At 71.2% G+C, this 17,760-nt stretch carries 15 protein-coding genes; 1 reads left to right on the forward strand and 14 read right to left on the reverse strand.

From position 1 onward, the window contains the following. Positions 1-99 precede the first annotated feature (99 nt). Positions 100-2,013, forward strand: coding sequence for a glycoside hydrolase family 127 protein (locus BN1193_RS10115; protein ID WP_052460640.1), 1,914 nt, complete (start codon positions 100-102; stop codon positions 2,011-2,013). Positions 2,014-2,086: 73 nt separating this feature from the next. Here the strand turns inward: BN1193_RS10115 and BN1193_RS10120 are convergent, their stop codons facing one another. From BN1193_RS10120 to BN1193_RS10185, 14 genes are all read right to left on the reverse strand, one after another. Further along, positions 2,087-3,541, reverse strand: coding sequence for an aldehyde dehydrogenase (NADP(+)) (locus BN1193_RS10120; protein ID WP_195907845.1), 1,455 nt, complete (start codon positions 3,539-3,541; stop codon positions 2,087-2,089). Beyond that, a complete protein-coding gene (locus BN1193_RS18430; RefSeq protein WP_040166147.1) occupies positions 3,538-5,016 on the reverse strand; it encodes an NAD(P)/FAD-dependent oxidoreductase in 1,479 nt (492 codons plus the stop codon). The genes BN1193_RS10120 and BN1193_RS18430 overlap by 4 nt, the downstream gene beginning before the upstream one ends. Then, the gene (locus tag BN1193_RS17905) at positions 5,013-5,363 is read right to left on the reverse strand and encodes an NAD(P)-binding protein (protein ID WP_040166148.1); all 351 of its coding nucleotides are present in this window, start codon (positions 5,361-5,363) and stop codon (positions 5,013-5,015) included. The genes BN1193_RS18430 and BN1193_RS17905 overlap by 4 nt, the downstream gene beginning before the upstream one ends. Next, positions 5,360-5,650 (reverse strand): (2Fe-2S)-binding protein, encoded by a 291-nt coding sequence (locus BN1193_RS10135; protein WP_040166149.1) that lies wholly within the window; start codon positions 5,648-5,650, stop codon positions 5,360-5,362. Before BN1193_RS10135 ends, BN1193_RS17905 begins: the two co-directional genes overlap by 4 nt. Then, on the reverse strand, positions 5,647-6,813 hold the full coding sequence (locus tag BN1193_RS10140; protein ID WP_040166150.1) for an NAD(P)/FAD-dependent oxidoreductase: 1,167 nt from the start codon (positions 6,811-6,813) through the stop codon (positions 5,647-5,649). The genes BN1193_RS10135 and BN1193_RS10140 overlap by 4 nt, the downstream gene beginning before the upstream one ends. A 12-nt stretch (positions 6,814-6,825) precedes the next feature. Next, a complete protein-coding gene (locus tag BN1193_RS10145; protein WP_040166151.1) occupies positions 6,826-7,524 on the reverse strand; it encodes a GntR family transcriptional regulator in 699 nt (232 codons plus the stop codon). Then, on the reverse strand, positions 7,524-8,516 hold the full coding sequence (locus BN1193_RS10150) for an ornithine cyclodeaminase family protein (RefSeq protein WP_040166152.1): 993 nt from the start codon (positions 8,514-8,516) through the stop codon (positions 7,524-7,526). The genes BN1193_RS10145 and BN1193_RS10150 overlap by 1 nt, the downstream gene beginning before the upstream one ends. Next, complete coding sequence (locus BN1193_RS10155; RefSeq protein WP_040166154.1) at positions 8,513-9,514, reverse strand: proline racemase family protein; 1,002 nt, start codon at positions 9,512-9,514, stop codon at positions 8,513-8,515. Before BN1193_RS10155 ends, BN1193_RS10150 begins: the two co-directional genes overlap by 4 nt. Before the next feature lie 16 nt (positions 9,515-9,530). Next, the gene (locus BN1193_RS10160; protein ID WP_040166156.1) at positions 9,531-10,439 is read right to left on the reverse strand and encodes a dihydrodipicolinate synthase family protein; all 909 of its coding nucleotides are present in this window, start codon (positions 10,437-10,439) and stop codon (positions 9,531-9,533) included. A gap of 93 nt (positions 10,440-10,532) precedes the next feature. Further along, on the reverse strand, positions 10,533-13,298 hold the full coding sequence (locus tag BN1193_RS10165; protein ID WP_040166158.1) for a beta-L-arabinofuranosidase domain-containing protein: 2,766 nt from the start codon (positions 13,296-13,298) through the stop codon (positions 10,533-10,535). Further along, entirely contained in the window at positions 13,295-14,737 is a 1,443-nt protein-coding gene (locus BN1193_RS10170) for an aminopeptidase P family protein (protein WP_040166159.1), read from the reverse strand. The genes BN1193_RS10165 and BN1193_RS10170 overlap by 4 nt, the downstream gene beginning before the upstream one ends. After that, positions 14,730-16,010 (reverse strand): alpha/beta fold hydrolase, encoded by a 1,281-nt coding sequence (locus BN1193_RS10175; RefSeq protein WP_040166809.1) that lies wholly within the window; start codon positions 16,008-16,010, stop codon positions 14,730-14,732. The genes BN1193_RS10170 and BN1193_RS10175 overlap by 8 nt, the downstream gene beginning before the upstream one ends. An 11-nt stretch (positions 16,011-16,021) precedes the next feature. Continuing rightward, on the reverse strand, positions 16,022-16,906 hold the full coding sequence (locus BN1193_RS10180; RefSeq protein ID WP_040166162.1) for an ATP-binding cassette domain-containing protein: 885 nt from the start codon (positions 16,904-16,906) through the stop codon (positions 16,022-16,024). Continuing rightward, the gene (locus BN1193_RS10185) at positions 16,903-17,757 is read right to left on the reverse strand and encodes an ABC transporter ATP-binding protein (protein WP_094770475.1); all 855 of its coding nucleotides are present in this window, start codon (positions 17,755-17,757) and stop codon (positions 16,903-16,905) included. Before BN1193_RS10185 ends, BN1193_RS10180 begins: the two co-directional genes overlap by 4 nt. Positions 17,758-17,760 lie beyond the last annotated feature (3 nt).

Consider the following 17,760-nt stretch of genomic DNA (forward strand, 5'->3'; position numbering starts at 1 on the left):
GGGTCCGGACGCGGGTACGCGAATGCGTGCCCGCGTCTCGACGGCTCCCCCTCCTCCTCGGTACAATTGCAACCTTTCCCGGCAAGGAGCAGGAGCACCATGCACCGCGAAGCGCCCACCCCTGAATTCGCATCGACGACGCGTCCGCGCAGTCGCACCGCCGTCGGTCGACCGCGGCATGGCGTCCGCGCCCCGTTGCCGGAGCCGCCGACCGTCCGCGACGGCGTCCTGGCGACGTGGCACGAGCGCAACCGGCGCGTCACCCTCCCCCACGGCATCGCCATGCTCACCGAGTGGGGGAATCTGGACAACCTCCGCCGGGCGATCGGAGAGTCCGACGCGCCGTTTCGCGGCATGGTGTTCGCCGACTCGGACGTCCACAAGATGCTCGAGGCGGTCGCCTGGGAGCTCGCCCGGGAGGAGGACGACGACCTGCGCGCCTTCTTCGAGGACACGGTCGCGCTGCTCGCCCGCGTGCAGGACCACGACGGATACCTCGACTCCGCGTTCGGCGAGTACACCGGGCGCGAACGCTGGAGCGACCTCGCCGAGGGGCACGAGCTGTACTGCCTCGGCCACCTCATCCAGGCCGGCGTCGCGGCGCACCGCGCGCTCGACGATGACCGGCTCCTGGGGATCGCGCACCGCTTCGCATCGCTCGCGGTGACACGATTCCTCGCGGACGAGAGCTCCGGGTACTGCGGACATCCGCTGATCGAGACGGCGCTGATCGAACTGTGGCGGGAGACGGGCGACGACGCGATGCGGCAGTTGGCGCAGTCCTTCCTCGAGCGGCGCGGCAGCGGGTTCTTCCGCGGCTCCCCGTTCCCGCCGGAGTACTACCAGGATGACAGCCCGGCGCTGACGACCCGGCACCTGCGCGGCCACGCCGTCCGCGCCCTGTACCTCAATCAGGGCATCGTCGATCTCCACCTGGAGACCGGCGACGCCCGGGCGGCCGACGTGGTTCGGGCGCTGTGGGAAGATCTGGTCTCCCATCGCCTGTACGTCACCGGCGGCACCGGGTCCCGCCACGACGGCGAGGCGTTCGGTGCGGCCTACGAGCTGCCGCCGGACCAGGCCTACGCCGAGACGTGCGCGGGGGTCGCCCTGTTCGGCTGGGCGTGGCGGATGTATCTGCTCACCGGGTCCGCGGAGCACCTGGATGTCGCGGAGACCGCGCTGTACAACGTGGTGGCCGCCGGAATCTCCGAGCACGGCGACGAATTCACGTACGTCAACCCGCTGCAGCGCCGGGATGACCGCGCCTATGGGGGCACGGAGTCCCCCGGCGGTCGGCGCCGATGGTTCAACTGCGCCTGCTGTCCGCCCAACCTCGCCCGCACGTTCGCGAGCCTGGAGCAGTACGTCGCCGCGGAGCGCCCGGACGGCATCGATCTGACCCTGTACGCCGGCGCGCGGATCCCGGCCGCGGGTGCGAGCATCGAGATCGACACCGACTACCCCCGGTCCGGAGCCGTGCGCATCACGGTGCACGGCGATGCGGCGGCAGGCCGGCGCGCGCTCGGGCTGCGCATCCCGTCCTGGGTCGGAGCGGAGCAGTGGACACTGCATCGGGACGGCGCCCCGCTCGCCGTCACGGCGGAGGACGGCTGGGTGGTGCTCGCGGACGCGATCGTGGACGGCACCGTCCTGGACCTGCACCTGCCGATGCCCCCGGTGATCCTCCGGCCGCATCCGCGCATCGACGCGGTCCGCGGCACGGTGGCCGTGCGCCGGGGTCCGGTCCTCCACTGCGCCGACGGCGTCGACACGGACCTCGCCATCGATGACCTGCTGGTGGACGCCGCGTGCGTGACCGAGATGACGGGGGCGGGGGTCTTCGGGCCGGGACTGGCCGTACGAGCGACCGTCGCCGACACCGCGCGGCCGCTGTACGGCCCGCAGGACGCGCGTGCGGTGGAGGCCGCGGAGACGGTCATCCCGTTGCGCCCCTACGCCACCAGTGACGGCGGGGCCCCGATGCGAGTGTGGCTGCCGACCCTCGGCTGACCGCGACGAGACCGGAACGGGCTCGGGCCGGGCGGATCGATGATCCACCCGGCCCGAGCCCGTGCGACGTTCGTCAGTCGCGGCGCAGCTCGCCGTCGACGCGGCGCGGAATGCCGAGCGGGTTGGCCTCCTTCAGGGCGTCCGGCAGCAGTGCGTCCGGAACGTTCTGGTAGGCCACCGGGCGGAGGAACCGGGTGATGGCGGCCATCCCGACCGAGGTCGTGCCCACGGCGGTCGTCGCGGGGTACGGACCGCCGTGCTGCTGCGCCCAGGTGACCGAGACGCCGGTGGGCCACTGGTTCCACAGCACCCGGCCGGCCTTCTCGGCGAGGATCGGCAGCAGTTCCGCGGCGATCGCGTCGTCCTCGTCCGCGACGAGTGTCGCGGTGAGCTGACCCTCCAGACGCGACGCCGCGGCCACGAGGTCGGCTTCGTCCGTGTAGGTCACCACGAGGGCGGCCGGACCGAACATCTCGGCCATCAGCTCGTCCATGTCCGCCAGCAGCGTGGTCGTCTCCGTCGCGTACAGCACCGGCGCGAGGGGGTCCTCGCCACCGCCGTTGATCAGTTCGACGCCGGACGTCGCGGCGGTGCGGCCGGACGCTTCCGCGAAGGCCGCCTCGATGCCCGTGTTCAGGAGCGGAACCGCGCCGGGAAGCTCGGCCGCGCGCAGTTCGTCGACGACGGTCGATTCCGCCGGCACGAACAGCACCCCCGGCTTGGTGCACAGCTGTCCCGCGCTCCCGGTGACGGACGCGACGTAGTCCCGGGCGATGCCGACCGGGTTCGCCGCGGCGGCGCTCCGCGTCACGAACGCCGGGTTGGTGCTGCCGAGCTCGCCGAAGAAGGGGATCGGCTCCGGGCGGGCGGAGGCGATGTCGAACAGGGCGCGACCACCGGCGACCGAGCCGGTGAAGGCGGCGGCCTTGACCGCGGGCGCCCGCAGCGCCTGCACGCCGGACTGAGTGCCGTACACGGTCGCGAACAGGCCCCGCGGGGCGCCGACGGACGCGAGCGCGGCCACGACCACATCGCTGGTCGCGCGGGACAGCTCGGGGTGGCCGCGGTGCGCCTTGAGGATGACGGCGTTGCCGGCGGCGAGCGCACTGGCCGTGTCACCACCCGCGACGGAGAACGCGAACGGGAAGTTGCTGGCGGCGAAGACGACGACGGGCCCGATCGCCTCGAGCTGGCGGCGCAGATCCGGACGCGGCGCGCCCATCGGCCACGCCGGGTCGGCGTGGTCGATGCGGGCGTCCAACCACTCGCCGTCCGCGAGCGCCTCACCGAACATGCGCAATTGGAAGCTCGTGCGCTTCAGTTCTCCCTGCAGCCGGCCCTCGGCCAGGTGCGTCTCGCGCTGGGCGATCGCGATGAGGTCGGGGCCGTGCGCGTCCAGGGCGTCGGCCACGGCATCCAGTGCGCGCACCCGCGTGGGGATGTCCGAGCGCTTCCACTCCGCAGACGCGGCGTCCGCGGCCGCGACGATCGCGTCCACCTCGGCGGGGGTGGTGGGGGTGATGCTCATGAGTCTGCTCTTTCTGCGGTCAGGGGAACCAGGTCGGCGATCTCCCCGAGGGTGATCGGCACGCCGATGTTCCGTTTGGCGATGGATTCGAGTTCCGCGGCGGTGGCGGGGCGGCCGGTGTGCGCGGTGACGAGCTGGGCCAGGCCGAATCCGCAGACGCGCCCCTGGCACAGTCCCATTCCAGGACGCGAGGTGACACGCACGTCGCGGGCGTCGTCCGCACCGAGATCGCAGACCGACGCGGCGACCTCGCCCGCGGTGACCTCCTCGCACCGGCACACGGTGGTCGTCGGGGTCACCCAGGAGGACCACTCCGGGGGCACCGGGCCGGCCCGGTGCATGCCGACGGCGAAGCGTCGCCCGCGATCGATGCGCCGACGCCGCCGTCGCAGCGCGGCCTCCTCGACGGTCCGGCCGAGCTCCGCCGCGACGGCGAGCGCGGCGAGCTCGCCCTCGGCGCAGGATTGCACTGCGCCACCGATGCCGGTCGCCTCCCCCGCGGCGTACACCAGCGGGTGCGAGGTGCGCTGCCGATCGTCGGCGACCACGACCAGGGAGTCGTCCACATCGACGGTGGTGTCCAGGCCCAGACCGATCGCGAGCTCGAGTTGGGGGGTGAACCCCCAGCCGAGAGCCACCAGGTCGGCCTCCACGGTCCGTTCCGTGCCGGGGCGGACGCGTCCGCGCCCGTCGACTGCGGCGATCTCCACCTGCTGCACCCGTCCGGTGCCGCGAATCGCGGTGACCACCGTCCGCATCTTCAACGGCACCCGGTGGCGCAGGAAGGTCCGCGCGTACTCCACGCCCTCGAACAGCTTGCCCGGCTCCTGCACCGCGCGCAGCGGCGTGCGAGCCCAGCGGAGGTACGAGTTCGCCTCACAGATCGCCAGGACCTCGACACCGGCCTCCGCGAGTCCCGCGGCGACCGACATCAGGAACGGTCCGGTGCCGGCGACCACCGCGCGGCGCCCGGCGGCGACCTGGTTCGATTTCAGCAGCGCCTGCACTCCCCCCGCCGCCATCGCGCCCGGCAGTGTCCACCCGGGAATCGGCAGCTGCCGATCGTACGCGCCGGTTGCGAGCACCAGGCGTCGCGCGGTCACGGTTCGCTCCGTGGCGGGGACCTGGTCCGTACCGATGGACGCGGTCGTGCGCAGGTGCACGAGGTCCGCCGCGACATCGACCCGCCAGACGTGCCGGCCGGACAGGTGCCGCACGGCACCCCGCTGCACCGCGGCGGCGAGCCGCGAACGCAGGTCGACATAGCGCTTCCAGTGGTGATGGCCGGTGCTCTCCGGTGCCCGGAACTGCGCCAGGTGCCGTTCGTCGGGATGACGCCAGAACTGCCCGCCGGTCTGCGAGCCGGCATCGACGAGGACGACGTCGAGCCCGTGTTCGGCGGCGATGTCCGCCGCGCTCAGGCCCGCCGGTCCCGCGCCGATGACGGCGAGATCGGGGATGCGCTCGGCGGTCATGCGCCCTCCTCCAACGGTGCGGCGGGGTCGGGGGTGGGGGCGGCCCGGGCCGCGCACGCCGGGACCAGGCAGGCCCCCCGCGGGCGGACGCCGCGCGCGGGGGCCAGACAGGCGGAGCAGACGCCGACGCCGCAGAACAGACCGCGGGGGTGGGGGGGGGGCCCCCCGGGTGCCCGGACCTGCGCCGGGGGCCGTTCGGCGGGAGGACGCCAGACCTCCCCGCCGGTCTGCGAGCCGGCATCGACGAGGACGACGTCGAGCCCGTGTTCGGCGGCGATGTCCGCCGCGCTCAGGCCCGCCGGTCCCCCGCCGATGACGGCGAGATCGGGGATGCGCTCGGCGGTCATGCGCCCTCCTCCAACGGTGCGGCGGGGTCGGTGCTGCGGACGTCCTGGCCGGCGCACGCCGGAACCAGGCAGGCCCGCTGCGTGCGAACGCCGTCGACGGTGACCAGACAGTCGAAGCAGACGCCGATGCCGCAGAACAGACCGCGCGGCTCACCACCGGTGCGCGTGGTCCGCCACGACGAGATACCGGCCGCCATCAGCGCCCCGCCGAGCGTCTGGCCGGGCTGGAACGGGGTCGGTTCGCCGTCGAAATCGAACGTGCTCGTGGCCTTCTCCGCGCCGCTCATGCCGCCGCCACCTCCGCGAGTCGCTCCGGACGGAACGGCGTCAAGTCCAGATCCGGCGTCCGCCCGGTGAGTCCTTGCGCCAGGAGCTTTCCGGTCCCGACGGACAACCCCACGCCGGCCCCCTCGTGGCCGGCAGCGTGCCACAGTCCGGGCAAGCGAGCGTCCGCGCCGATGGACGGGAGGTGGTCGGGGCAGTACGGACGGAAGCCGGAGTACGCCCGCTGCGCGCGCACGCCACGCAGCACCGGAAAGAGCTGCAAGCCGCTCGCGGCGATCCGGGCGACCGCTTCGGCGGAGAAGGACGCATCGAACCCGACACGCTCGCGGCTCGCTCCCATCAGGATCGTTCCGGACGGCGTGCCCTCTACGACGGGAGAGACCTGCAGGCCCGCGTCCGAGCTCGCCACGTCACCGACGTACTCGGCGGCGTACACCTTGTGGTGGACCGTGATCGGCACGGGCTCCGTGACCAGCACGAATCCGCGACGCGGCAGCACCGGCAGGTGCACGTTCGCGAGCGCGGCGATCTCCCCGCTCCACGCCCCGGCGCAGTTGACCACCGCGGGGGCGCTCATCCGTCCCGCCGCGGTCTCGACTCCCGTGACCTGATCGCGTTCGACGAGGATTCCCGTCACCTCGGTCCCGGTGAGAACCGTGGCGCCGTGGCCACGTGCCAGTCGCAGGAGGTGGTGGGTCGCCAACAGCGGCTGCACCTGCGCGTCGTCGGGATAGTAGGCACCACCGGCGAGGTCGCGGTTGATGGACGGTTCCAGCTCTGCGACGCCGGCGATCGAGTCGATCACCTCGACCCGGATACCGAGGCCGGCCTGGTGCTGCGCGAGGGTGCGCAGACCGGCCAGGCCTGCGGAACCGCTCGCGACGACCACGCCACCTTTCGCCTCGAACTCCCACAGCCCGGCGAACTCGGCGAGGTCCTCGCGCCAGACCCGCTGCGAGTACAGCGAGAGCTCGAGCTCCGGACCGACCTCCTTGTCCGAGACGAGGATGTTGCCCTCGCACCGGCTGGAGGTTCCGGCGGCGATCGTGCCGCGTTCGACGACGACGACGTCGAGCCCGGATGCGGCGGCGAAGTACGCCGTGGCGGCGCCGACGACACCGGCACCGATGATCACGACATCGGCGCGTGGGGGGATGGTTCTCACATGTGCTCCGGTTCAGGTGACCGCGGGGGCGGCAGCGCTCGGATCGGCGGAAGATCCGGACCAGTCGGTTCGGACGTGTTCGATATGGGTGCGGATGAGATCGCGCGCCCGGGCGGCATCGCGCTCCTGCACCGCAGCCAGGATGTCGTAGTGCTCACGTGCGGAATGCACGAGCAGTCCGCTCTTGTGCAGACCAGCCAGACCGAACAAACGGGTCTGCGAGCGCAGTCCGGTGACCAGGTCCAGCAGTCGAGCGTTGCCGGCGTGACGCAGCAGGGCGAGGTGGAAATCGCTGTCGGCGCTGAGGTACTCCACGAGGTCCCCGGCTTCGGCGGCCGCGACGATGCGATCGGCGAGGGAGCGCAGCCCGGCGAACTCGGCTGCCGGGATCACCGGCGTGGCCTTCTCGACCGCAGGCGGCTCGAGCATCATGCGCAGTTCGGTGACCTCCTCGAGCACCTTCCCGGAAACCTCGGTGACCTGGAAACCGCGGTTGGGCAGCGCGACGACGATTCCTTCCCGGACGAGATCGAGCATGGCCTCCCGGATCGGGGTCGCGGAGACGCCGAACTGGGCTCCGAGCGTCGGCGCGGAGTACACCTGTCCGGGCGCCATCTCCCCGCTGATGATCGCGGACCGCAGCGCCTGCTTGACGGTGTCCCGCACGCTCGGCTGCTTGTTGATCTTCGTCACGTTCAATTCGGCTGCCATCACGGAGCACCTTTCCGACTGCGGTCGTCGGTGATCAGGTCGGCGGCTCCGGCCATGATCCCTTCGACCACGGCCAGATCCTCCCAGCTCATGCCGACACCGGTGTAGACGGCCGGACGGCGCGCGGTGCGCACGATCGAGTCCGAGACCAACTCCCGAACATTGTGCATCGGCTGTGCCCCTGCCCGCCATTCTTCGGCCGGCCGGGCGACGAGGACGTTGCCGTTCTCCCGCAGCGCGGAGGCGCGAGCTTCAACGACGAGGTCCGCACCGCGGATGAGGTCCGCGGCCAGTTCACGATGGTCGGTGCCGTGCGATCCGACCGCCGCGACGATCGCGTCGTCGGCGACCTGGGCGCGGGCGAGCACCGGCTCGGACGAGGAGGTGACCGTCACGATGACCTCGGCCGTCGGCAGGTCCGCGGGCGTTCCGACGCGGGCATCGAAACCGTCGGCGCGCAGGCGCTCGACCAGCGCGCGCACGCGCTGCGGGGTCCGTCCGATGATGGACACCGCACCGACGCTCACCGTGGCGGCGAGCACGCGTACGTGCGCCTCCGCCTGAGGACCGGAGCCGATGACCGCCAAGGACGCGATCCGATCCCGAGGGCCGCGCGGGTCCGCCGCCAGCAGCGCGCGCACCGCCACCGCGGTGACCGCGGGGGTACGCAGCAGCGTGAGGTGCGCGCCGTCCAGGATCGCGACCGGAGACAGCGTCGCCGCGTCGAAGAGCAGGTACCAGGCCTGGATCTTGGGCAGTCCGCGTTCGGTGTTGCGCGGCGCGATCGTGACGACCTTGATCCCGGCATGCTGCGGCGATTGGGTCGGCATCAGCAGGAACTCCCCCGCGACCACCGGCGAGAACAGACGCGGTGCGTCGTTCTCGATGTCGATGCCGCGCCGGAGGGCGTCCTCGATCGCCGCGACCGCTCCGGCGGCGGTGAGCGCGCGCTCGATGTCGTCCTGGTCGAGAACGGGAACTGCCGTGGTCACAGCACGAAGCCCGTCGGGAACGGATCGGAGGGATCGAGCATGTACTGCGCCGTTCCGGTCACCCAGGCCCGGCCCGTGATCGTGGGTACGACCGCCGGGATGCCGGCGACGGTGGTCTCCTCGACGAGCCGGCCGATGAACTGCGTGCCGATGAAGGACTCGTTCACGAAGTCGGTCTCCAGAGCCAACTCGCCGCGGGCGTGCAATTGCGCCATCCGCGCACTCGTGCCGGTGCCGCACGGCGAGCGGTCGAACCAGCCCGGGTGGATCGCCATGGCGTGGCGTGAGTGCTGCGCCGTCGATCCCGGGGCCTTAAGGTACACGTGGTGGCAGCCACGGATCGTCTCGTCGACGGGGTGCACCGGCATGTCCGCCGCATCGATCGCGGCCATGATCGCGAGCCCGGCCGCGAGGAGGTCGTCCTTGCGCGCTCGATCGAACGGCAGGCTCAGGGCGTCGAGCTCGACGATGGCGTAGAAGTTGCCACCGAACGCCAGGTCGTAGGTGACCGTGCCGTAGCCCGGCACCTCGACCTGCGCGTCCAGGGACACCACGAAGGACGGCACGTTACGGATGGTCACGCTGTCCGCGTGCCCATCCGCAACGGAGACGTCGGCGATGACGAGGCCGGCCGGGGTGTCCAGCCGGATCGTCGTGACCGGTTCGGTCACCGCCACCATCCCGGTCTCGACCAGGACGGTGGCGACGCCGATCGTGCCGTGCCCGCACATCGGCAGGCACCCGGACACCTCGATGTAGAGCACGCCCCAGTCCGCGTCGGGGCGCGTGGGCGGCTGCAGGATCGCACCGCTCATCGCGCTGTGCCCGCGCGGTTCGGTCATCAACAGGGTGCGCAGGTCGTCCTGGTTCGCCATGAACCACTGACGACGCGCCTCCATCGACTCGCCGGGTATGACTCCGACCCCGCCGACGATCACACGAGTGGGCATGCCCTCCGTGTGAGAGTCGACGGCGTGGAAGACGCGCTTCGTTCGCATCGGTGTCCGTTCTGGATCAGCGGTAACCCTTGGCCAGGACGGCCTCGGTGTCGGAGATGATCTGCGCGCGCACGTCCTCGGGAAGGTCCAGACGCGGCGGGCGCGTCGTGCGGCCACCGGGCATCACACCGGCGACCTCCTGCGACAGCTTGATGGCCTGGACGAACCACACCTTCGAGTCCCAGCGCAGCAGCTTGTGCAGATCACGGTACATCTCCAGGCCCTTCGCCCAGCTCGCCGGGTCACCCGAGGTGGCCAGGTTGTAGAGCTCGACGGTCGACGTCGGGATCACGTTCGGGTAGCCGGCCACCCAGCCCACGGCGCCGTTGATGCCGAGCTCCAGCAGCACGTCGTCCGAGCCGATCGAGACGTCCAGGCCGGGAGCCAGTTCGTGGATCTGGTAGGCGTTGCGCACGTCTCCGGAGAACTCCTTGACCGAGACGATGTAGCCGAGCTCGTACAAGCGGGCCAGCAGGTCCGGGCGCAGGTTGACCCGGGTGTCGATCGGGTTGTTGTAGGCCAGGATCGGCAGGCCGACCTCCGCGACGCGGCGGAAGTGGTCGACGACCTCGTCATCACTGGCCCGGTAGGCGTTCGGGGGCAGCAGCATGACCGCGGGCGCGCCGTTCGCAGCGGCGTGCTCGGTCAGGCGGACGCTCTCCAACGCGCCGTACGCGCCGACACCAGGCATCACCGCGGTGCCCGCGGGCGAGGCCTCGACGGCCGTGAGGAAGACCTGCTTGCGCTCGTCCTCGGTCAGCGTCTGGTACTCACCGAGCGACCCGTTCGGGGCGAGACCGGTGACGCCGTTGGACGTGACGAATCGCACGTGCTCGGCGAAGCCGTCGTAGTTGACCGAGAAGTCGGGGTTGATCGGCAGCGTCGTCGCGAGATTGACTCCGTGCCAGGGCTTCTTGTCCGTCATGGGAGCTCCTGTCGTGGGCGCCGGGTGGCGCTGATTTAAGTACAATTGCAATGCTAGCGGTCAGAACGGACTTCCGTCCACCCCCTCCGCGAATCAGATCCAGGTCACATCGGGAGCCGCTGCACGATCGCCGTCTCGCGCCGGAAGCACCAGGCGATGACGCGGTTCCTCGTTGCCGGCACGATCGGTGGCGGCGAACTCGATCACCTGCTCGGTATCGCCGAGCGCCCGGACGAAGGCCTCCTGGAACGTGGCCCAGAAGGTGCCGTCGCCCTCCCACTGGATGCGCTCGACGCCGGACACCTCGTCCCGCGCCAGGAGCGTGATCTCCACGCTCGATCCGAGGCGACGGACGCGGGCGTGCGCCGTCGGCGGTGCGGTGTCGATGCTCAGCTCACGGACGGCGGAGCCGATCGCACCGGACGCCGACGTCGCGCGCGCGCGCACGCGGTGCACGCCCTCGTCCGCGAGCGTGAAGGGCCCGGCGTACGCCGCCCACTCCCCGTCGTCGACCCGCACCTCGACGACCAGGTCGGCGGCGCGCTCTCCCCCGAGGTCGACCGCCTCGACGACGACCTCCGGTGCCTCCCGATACCAGCCGGTGGGGCCGGCCGGGGTGGGCGTCGTGATCGCGACGGCGGGCCGCGTCGGAGCGTCCCGGACAGCGGCCGGCAGCGTCCACACGATGCTGTCGCCGACGTCGGACCAGCTCGCCGCGCCATCGCCGAAGCACACCCGCGAGCCCTGATCGCGCGGGACACCGTCCACCTGTGCGGTGGTGGCGCCGGCCAGCGCGGTGGCCACCTCGTCGTTCGAGAGCAGACCGTCGCGCCGCGCCGTCACCACGGCGGACAGCACGCGATCCAGGAACGCGGGCCGGGTGGCGGGCAGCGGTTCGACCCAGACATCGGTCAGCACCGTCGATCCGTCCGCGCGCGGACGCGCCGGGACGCTGTGCACCGCGCCGTCGAAGCCGAGGCGATCAGACGCCGCGCGCACGTACATGTGATAGCGCCGGTCCGCGCCGGTCCAGATCGGCTCGAAGCGCTGGCCGAGCAGGTCGATCCCGCCCGAGGCACGCAGGGCCTGCGCCACCGCGGCGTCGTCCGCATGCACCGCGCCGGTCAGCAGGCGCCGCGAGGCGAGGTCCAGCTCCAGCGTCGTCGTGGCGTCCGAGCGCGCGACCAGCACCGTCGGTCCGTACTCGACCGACTGCAGCGTGGCGTCATCGATCGTCCCGATCGCGCGCACCGCCATCGGCAGCTCCAGATCGAGGATGTCCCCCGGCCGCCACGTCCGGGCGATCTCCGCGTACGCGCCCGCCGCGGCGCGCGGCCGCGGCACGTCGCCGACCCGAGCGGTCGCGGGGGCGACGAGCCACTCCGGCATCCGGATCCGCAGCGTCAGTTCGACGGGCTCCGCACCGTCCAGGGATTCGACCCGCAGGCGAGCGCTCCCGGCGTGGGGCAGCTCGGACTCCTGCACGACGCGCACCCGGCGCTCGGCCCATTCCAGCGTCGCCGAGGTGAACAGATTCACCAGCACGCTGCCGTCGGCACCGCGGAAGAAGATCGTGTCCTGGTATTTGACGTGGTTCTCCAGGCCGGTCCCGCCGCAGCAGGTCCCGACGTTGTCGAACTCCCCCAGCGCCCCCGGATGCACCGGGAACATGTACGTCACCTCGGGGCTGTCGTCGCTGTCGAGCGCCGCTCGTGAACCGAGGATCTGGTTCAGCACGCCGCGCTCGTAGTACGCCATGTACGCCGCGTCCCCGGTGTGCGAGAACAGCAGACGGGCGATCTTCAAGAGGTTGTAGGTCGCACAGGTCTCGGCGTTGCGGTGACCGATGTCGCCGGCGACCGTCTGGGGCGGACCCCACAGTTCGCTCTCGCCGGTCCCGCCGTGGGCGTACATCCGACCCGGCACGATCTGATCCCACAGCCCGACGACGGCGTCGAGGTACCGACGCTCGCCGGTGATCTCGTACAGGTGCACGTAGCCGATGAGCTGCGGCAGGTGCTGGTTGGCGTGCATGTCGGTGAGGATGTCCACCCGCTGCGCACCGGCCTCCAGCAGGTTCTCCTGATCGAACAGCCGCGCCGTCGCCAGGAACGCCGGTTCGTCGGCGAGCACGCTCAACCGTGCCATCGTCTCGTTCATCCCGCCGTACTCGCCGGCGATGTACAGCGACCACATCTTCTGGATGCGGTCAGGCTCGAGCCGCGCCAGACGGTGGTGGACCCAGTGCCCCATCGCCGTGGCGATCTCCAGCGCCGCGGCACTCCCGACGAGCTCATGGGCGTCCAGGAGTCCGGCCATGATCTTGTGGCACGTGTAGTACGGGGCCCAGATCTCGCCATACGGCGCGTAGTCCTCGAGCCGGGAGAACTGCCACTCGCCGTAGGCGGCCAGAAAGCCCGGGTGGGAGTACCGGCCGGTCGCGGCCAGGGCGGCCTGGACCTCACCGAGCCCGGCGACGAACTCGTCGACCTTCGCCCGCAGGGCCGGGTCGTCCTCCCCCGCGGCCGCGCGGGCGACGGCGGCCAGGAAGTGCCCGGCGTAGTGCCCGCGCAGCAGACTCGCCGTCTGCGCATGCTCGCGCCCCGGGTAGTCGTGTTCGCCCCAGGCCTCTTCCTGCGGATGACCGAAGTCCTCCCAGGTGCCGGGAGCGGCCGCCCCGCGGGTGTCCAGGCCGGCATTCGCACGGAAGACCGCCAGCAGGCGATCCACCGGGTACACCCGAGCGAGGTGCAGCATCTCGTCGCGCGCGCGGGCGAACACGGAATCGTCGTGCACCCGGACCTGGTGCATCGCGAACGGCTCGGCGACGCGCGTCGTCGTGTCGGTCGTCGGGGTCATCGGTTCGGCGTCTCCAGCTTGTCGAGGGTCCAGGCCTCCACGCCGGCGGCGTCGATCGGCAGCGCGGCCGAGAGAACCTCCGAACCGCGTGCGGTGACGAGCACGTCGTCCTCCAGACGGACGCCGATCCCGCGCAGCTCGGGCGGGAGCGTGAGGTCGTGCTGGTGGAAGTACAGTCCCGGCTCCACCGTCATCACGACGCCGGGCACCAGGTCGGCGCCCATGTAGTCCTCGTAGTGGGACTGGCTGCAGTCGTGGACGTCGAGCCCGAGGTGGTGCCCGATGCCGCACGCCAGGTATCGCCGATGGTGCTGCCCCTGCGGGGAGAGCGCCTCGTCCACGGACACCGGCAGCAGGCCCCAGTCGTGCAGCCCCTGCGCGATGACCTCCATCGCGGCGAAGTGGAAGTCGAGGTACTCGACGCCCGGACGGATGAGGGCGAGCCCCGCGCGGTGCGCGCGCTCGACGAGGTCATGCACCTCGCGCTGCGCGGTGGAGAAGGTGCCGGACGCGGGAATCGTGCGTGTGACGTCGGCCGTGTACAGTGAGCGCGCCTCGACCCCCATGTCCAGCAGCAGAGCGGCGTGCGGCACGATCGGGCCGTCGCAGCGCACCCAGTGCAGGATCGGAGCGTGGCCGCCGGACCCCACGATCGTGGAATAGCCGGGGCCATTGCCGAACGTGCGCGCATGCCGGTCGAAAGTACCCTGCAACCATCGCTCGCCGAGGCCCTCGGCGATCGCGCGGGGAACTTCGCGAGCCACGGCCGCGAAGCCGGCGACACTGGCGTCGACGGCATCGCGCAGCTGCCCGACCTCCCAGTCGTCCTTCACCATGCGCAGATTCGACAGCGTGCGCTCCAGCTCGTCGGAGACCTCGGCGCCGACGCGGGCGGCGAGGCTCGCCGCGGCGCGGGAGGCGAATGCGCCCCGCAGCTCCGACTCGCGTGCCGACAGAGCGGACAACGGCTGGACCGCGATGCCGAGCGCGTCGGCCCACTCGGGCAGGCCCGCGGACGGTCCGACCCAGAGCTCACCGTGGGCGGCGTTCGAGAAGAAACCGTCGTCACCGGGGCGGAAGGGCGCCGGGATGTAGAGCACCGCATCGTGACCGCCGGCCCGCGGGGTCATCACCAGGACCGCGTCCTCGCTCTGGCAGCCGGTGAGCCACACGAACGAGCTGTCCGCGCGGAATCCGTAGTTCGAGTCGTCGTTGCGCACCGGCGCCGTACCGGCGGACGCCACCACGGTGCGTCCGGGCAGGGCGGCGCTCAGTCGGTCCCGATGCGCGGCAGCGGCCTCGGCCGTCCCCGCGACCAGATCCGGGAACACGGGCACCGTGTCCCAGTCCCGTGCGATGCACTCGGTGAAGGCGGGGATCTGGGCCAGGCGCGGGTAGCGCGAACCGGCGTAGGGGGGTCGGATTCCGGTCTCAGTCATGCTGCGCCTCTTCTCGTTCGCCACCGCGGTCCCGGACCAGCTCACGTAGCCGCGTGAACGTGCGGCCCGACGCGATGCCGTCGTGCTCATATTCATTGGTGACCCAGTACTGCGATGCCCCGACCCGGCTGAGGGTGTCCAGCTGCAGTCCGGCGTCCACGTACATGTCGTCGAAGTAGACCGCCGCAGCCAGCGGGACCTCGTTGGTCCGCAGGCGCTCGAGGTCGTACAGCGCCGGCCAGTCGGTCTTGCGCGCGAGCGCGTCCACCGCAGCGCGGAATCCGCGCAGCAGACGGACGTCATCGAACATCCACGGGAACGCCATCTCACCGGTGAACAGCAGCGGGCGCCGGTCCTCGTCGAACGCGGGGCGACGCTCGCGCTCTGCTTGCGCCGCCCACCCGGTCGCGCCGCCCTCCGGCGTGCCGTAGATGGATTCCTGCAGGGTCCAGAACAGCGGGTTGCCGGCACTCGAGGTCAGCGTCATCACGTTCTGCAGGAAACCCGCCGACAGGCGATCGCCCGCGATGAACGCGTGCTCGACGAGCCAGTGGATCCGCTCGAATCCGGGCTTCATCCCGAAGTCGATGCCGAGGGACTGGAACCTTCGCACGGTCAGCACGTCTCCGTCCGGCAGCACGGTCTCCCCCCGCGCGAGGACGTCCGCGATGCGCGCGATGATCTCCTCGTCCTGCGGGTACCGGCGGTAGTACTCCGCGGTCTTGGTCGCGACCCGGTCGAACGTCCGACGGTAGACCTCGGCGGCCGCCGGCGGTGTGCCGGGGATGCCGCCGCACACGTACGCGGCGCGCAGGCCGTCGGGCGCGATCGACAGGTAGGTCAGGGTGATCCACCCGCCGAAGCTCTGCGCGAGAGTCGACCATCGCCGCCCGCCGTAGAGCTCGGTGCGCACGTGCTCGAGATCGCGCACGATCGCGTCGGTGCGGAAGCAGGCGAGGAAGTCGCCGCCCGCGTCGCCGCGCAGGCGCACGGTCTCGGCGTCGATCGGCGTGCTCCGGCCGGTGCCGCGCTGGTCCACCAGCACGACCCGGTAGTCGTTCAGCGCTTCGTCGATCCACCCGTCCCGGCGCAGCGGCCGGGGGTTCTCGCCGCCCGGACCGCCCTGCAGGAAGGTCAGCAGCGGCAGATCGGCACGATCACGGTCCGGGTCCACCAGCTCGCGGACGAACACCTCGATGGTCTCACCGGCGGGCTCGGCCCAGTCCAGTGGCACGGTCACCGCGCGCTCGCGCACGCGGATCCCGGGCAGCATGTACGACGCGCTCACGCGGCTCCTTCCGTCGCGGGTCCGGCAGCCGACAGGGCTCGCCGACGTGCGGCCCTGTTCTCCTGGCGGCGTCGCTCCCAGTCCGGGTCGATGCGCGGCACCGCGTTCAGGAGGGTCCGGGTGTACTCGTCCTGCGGGTGATCGAACACCTCATCGCGCAGCCCAGTCTCGACGATCCGTCCCTGGCTCATCACGGCGACGCTCGTGGCGATCTGCCGGACCACGGCGAGATCGTGCGCGATGAAGAGGTAGCCGAAGCCCTCCTCGTCCTGGAGCCGACGCAGAAGGTTGATCACCTGCGCCTGCACCGACACGTCCAGGGCGGAGACCGCCTCATCGCAGATCACGAGTCTGGGTCCGACGGCGAGAGCCCGTGCGATCCCGATGCGCTGCGCCTGTCCGCCGGAGAACTGTGACGGATACCGCTCGGAGTGCATCGGGTCCAGGCCGACGCGCTCCATGAGCTCGCGCGTGAACTTCCGCGCTCCGCCGGGGACCTTGCGACCCTGGTACACCAGCGGAGCCGTGACGAGACGCTCGACCGTGTGCCGCGGGTTCAGCGAGGAGTAGGGGTCCTGGAAGATCACCTGCACGGCTCCGCGGAACTCTCGCAGCTGTGCTCCCGAGGCACGGGTGACATCCTGCCCCTCGAACTCGACCGTGCCGGCGGTGACGTCCATCAGTCGTGCGACCAGTCGCGCCGTCGTGGATTTTCCGGACCCCGATTCACCCACCAGCGCCAGCGTCTCGCCGGCGGCGACCTCGAGGGACACGTCATCGACGGCCCGGAACTTCCTGCTCTTGGCGAAGGGTCCGCCCGAGCTCGCGGCGAACTCCTTGACGAGATTCTTCCCGCGAAACAGCGGGGTCTTGGTGCTCATACGCGAGCCCCTCCTGTCTGGGTCGGGATCGCCGTGGTGCGCAGGGTCCCGATCTCGTCGTCGATCCGCGGCACCGCATCCAGCAGCCGCTCGGTGTACTCGGCCTGCGGATCGGTGAAGATTTGCTCCGTGGTGCCGGACTCGACGACGTCCCCGGAGCGCATCACCACGACGCTGTCGGCCACTTCGCTGACCACGGCCAGGTCGTGCGTGATCAGGATGAGTCCCGCCCCGGTCTCCCGGCGGATCTCGCTGAGCAGGTCCAGGATCTGCGCCTGCACGGTGACATCGAGCGCCGTGGTGGGCTCGTCGGCGATGATCAGGTCCGGGTCCATGCTCAGAGCCATCGCGATCATGATCCGCTGGCGCATGCCGCCGGAGAACTGGTGCGGGTAGTAGTCCACCCGCGTGGCCGCGTCGCGGATGTGCACGCGCTCCATCGCCTCGATGGCGACCCGTCGCGCCGCCTTCTGCGAGACCCCGGTGCGGTGGGACAGGTACGCTTCCGCGATCTGAGTTCCGACCGTGTAGTACGGATTCAGCGACGAGAGCGGGTCCTGGAAGATCATCGCGATCCGGTCGCCCCGGTAGGAGCGCATGTGCGCGTCCGAGAGCCCCATCAGGTCGGTGCCGTCGAACTCGACGACGCCGGTGGCCGACCCGCCCTTCGGCAGCAGCCCCATGATGGCCAGGGACGTCATGGACTTCCCCGAACCGGACTCCCCGACGATGCCGAGGGCCCCGCCGCGCGGGACGTCGAAGTTGAGGTCACGCACGACACTGGTGGGGCCGCCGGAGGTGCGGAACGAGACGGTCAGATCCCGCACGCTCAGCAGTGGTTGCGAGGTCATGGA

Source organism: Microbacterium gorillae, from assembly GCF_000826185.2.
Lineage (GTDB): Bacteria > Actinomycetota > Actinomycetes > Actinomycetales > Microbacteriaceae > Microbacterium > Microbacterium gorillae.

Bases quoted from the DNA above. Each gene is read 5' to 3' on its own strand.
- BN1193_RS10115 (WP_052460640.1), top strand. From the start codon at position 100: ATGCACCGCGAAGCGCCCACCCCTGAATTCGCATCGACGACGCGTCCG.
- BN1193_RS10120 (WP_195907845.1), bottom strand. From the start codon at position 3,541: ATGAGCATCACCCCCACCACCCCCGCCGAGGTGGACGCGATCGTCGCG.
- BN1193_RS18430 (WP_040166147.1), bottom strand. From the start codon at position 5,016: ATGACCGCCGAGCGCATCCCCGATCTCGCCGTCATCGGCGCGGGACCG.
- BN1193_RS17905 (WP_040166148.1), bottom strand. From the start codon at position 5,363: ATGACCGCCGAGCGCATCCCCGATCTCGCCGTCATCGGCGGGGGACCG.
- BN1193_RS10135 (WP_040166149.1), bottom strand. From the start codon at position 5,650: ATGAGCGGCGCGGAGAAGGCCACGAGCACGTTCGATTTCGACGGCGAA.
- BN1193_RS10145 (WP_040166151.1), bottom strand. From the start codon at position 7,524: ATGGCAGCCGAATTGAACGTGACGAAGATCAACAAGCAGCCGAGCGTG.
- BN1193_RS10155 (WP_040166154.1), bottom strand. From the start codon at position 9,514: ATGCGAACGAAGCGCGTCTTCCACGCCGTCGACTCTCACACGGAGGGC.
- BN1193_RS10160 (WP_040166156.1), bottom strand. From the start codon at position 10,439: ATGACGGACAAGAAGCCCTGGCACGGAGTCAATCTCGCGACGACGCTG.
- BN1193_RS10165 (WP_040166158.1), bottom strand. From the start codon at position 13,298: ATGACCCCGACGACCGACACGACGACGCGCGTCGCCGAGCCGTTCGCG.
- BN1193_RS10170 (WP_040166159.1), bottom strand. From the start codon at position 14,737: ATGACTGAGACCGGAATCCGACCCCCCTACGCCGGTTCGCGCTACCCG.
- BN1193_RS10175 (WP_040166809.1), bottom strand. From the start codon at position 16,010: ATGCTGCCCGGGATCCGCGTGCGCGAGCGCGCGGTGACCGTGCCACTG.
- BN1193_RS10180 (WP_040166162.1), bottom strand. From the start codon at position 16,906: ATGAGCACCAAGACCCCGCTGTTTCGCGGGAAGAATCTCGTCAAGGAG.
- BN1193_RS10185 (WP_094770475.1), bottom strand. From the start codon at position 17,757: ATGACCTCGCAACCACTGCTGAGCGTGCGGGATCTGACCGTCTCGTTC.